Source organism: Herbaspirillum sp. B65 (assembly GCF_000333555.1).
GTDB classification, from domain to species: domain Bacteria; phylum Pseudomonadota; class Gammaproteobacteria; order Burkholderiales; family Burkholderiaceae_D; genus Herbaspirillum; species Herbaspirillum rubrisubalbicans.
Map to the genome: position 1 here is coordinate 1 of NZ_BADI01000738.1, position 1,656 is coordinate 1,656.

Genomic DNA, 1,656 nt, shown 5'->3' on the forward strand with positions numbered 1-1,656 from the left:
ACATCAGTATGGCGATCTCGGCCCAGCCCGCGCGTGCTGCAGATGATCGACGAACTGCAGGACACCACTGCCTCGATCTACTTCATCCCTGACATCTACATCTTCAACCTGATCCAGGCGCGCTTCGACTACGTGGGTGGTATGGCCGTGATGGCCATCTGCGAAACGCCGTTTACCGGCACCAACAATATCGTCAAGCGCTTGAGCGACCTGGTCCTGGCTTCCGGCATTCTGCTCATGCTGCTGCCGGTGATGGTGGTCATCGCCATCTGCGTCAAGCTCACCTCGCCCGGTCCCATCATCTTCAAACAGCGCCGCTACGGCCTGGATGGCGAAGAGATCGTGGTCTACAAGTTCCGCTCCATGACGGTCATGGAAGATGGTGGCAAGGTCACCCAGGCTACCAAGGGCGATATGCGCCTGACCAAGATTGGCGGTTTTTTGCGCTCCAGTTCGCTGGATGAATTGCCGCAGTTCTTCAACGTGCTGCAGGGGCGCATGAGCATCGTCGGACCGCGGCCGCACGCGGTGGCCCACAACGAGCTCTATCGCAAGCAGATCAAGGGTTACATGCTGCGTCACAAGGTCAAGCCGGGCATTACCGGTTGGGCCCAGGTCAACGGCCTGCGCGGCGAGACCGAGACGCTGGACAAGATGAAAGCCCGTATCGAATTCGACCTGGAGTACCTGCGCCGCTGGTCTCTGGTGTTCGATCTGTGGATCATCTTCCAGACGGTGCGCATGGTGATCAAGCGGGATAACGCTTACTGATGGGCCGGGCCTCTTCGCAGGGCAGGGGCAATAGGAGTCGGCCGCGTTGGCTGGCGCAAGTGATAGTAGAAAAATAGAGAGCTTGATCAAATGAAAATCGGCAAGGCAACAGGAACAACCTATAACAAGCTGACAGTCAAGGCGCTGGTCTCGGCCATGCTCTTGATTGGCCTGGTCGCCTGCGGCGAGAAGAAGTCGGCATCCTCTTCCAGCCAGGTGGTGGCCAATGTCGATGGACAGGAAATCACCATCCACCAGGTCAACAACGAACTGGCCAAGACCGGTGGGACGGAGGTGACCAAGCAATTGCTCGATGGGCTGGTGGCACGGCAATTGCTGGTCAATGCGGCCAAGAAGGACAAGCTTGATGCCGATCCAGCCGTGCTGGCCGACATGGAGCGTGCCCGCAACCTGGTACTGGCCCAGAGCTATGTGGCCAGCAAGCTCAAGGCGCCCACGCGTCCGCTGGACCAGGAAGTGGAAGACCTGTATCGCAAGAATCCGGACTGGTTTGCCCAGCGCAAGCAATATGAATTTGCGCAACTGATCATCGCCGGCTCGAACCTGACGCCTGAACTCAATGCGCTCATGGATCAGCCTGGCAAGCGCCTCGATGACGTCGCCACCTGGCTTGATGCGCACCATATCCAGTTCGCGCGTCAGCAGGTCATCAAGACCACGGCCGACTTGCCGCCGCAGATGAACGCCAGCTTGAAGAACATGGAGCGCGGCTCCTTGTTCGTGGTGATCGAAGGTCCCACGGCAATCCTGACGTCGGTGCAGGACGTCAAGAGTACGCCGCTGTCGTTGGCGGTGGCCACGCCTCAGATCGTGCAATACCTGGTCACGCAAAAGCAGAATCAGGCTTCCGAACAATTGGTAGAG

General features: G+C 58.6%; 1 protein-coding gene and 1 pseudogene. Both read left to right on the forward strand.

The genetic code is table 11. The annotated features are described in order from the left end of the window. Positions 1 to 771: pseudogene (locus tag I5W_RS17290) on the forward strand (undecaprenyl-phosphate glucose phosphotransferase); the annotation flags it as partial. A gap of 90 nt (positions 772 to 861) precedes the next feature. After that, positions 862 to 1,656, forward strand: a 795-nt coding sequence (locus I5W_RS17295; protein ID WP_044530146.1) for an EpsD family peptidyl-prolyl cis-trans isomerase, incomplete at its 3' end; no start/stop codon positions are given.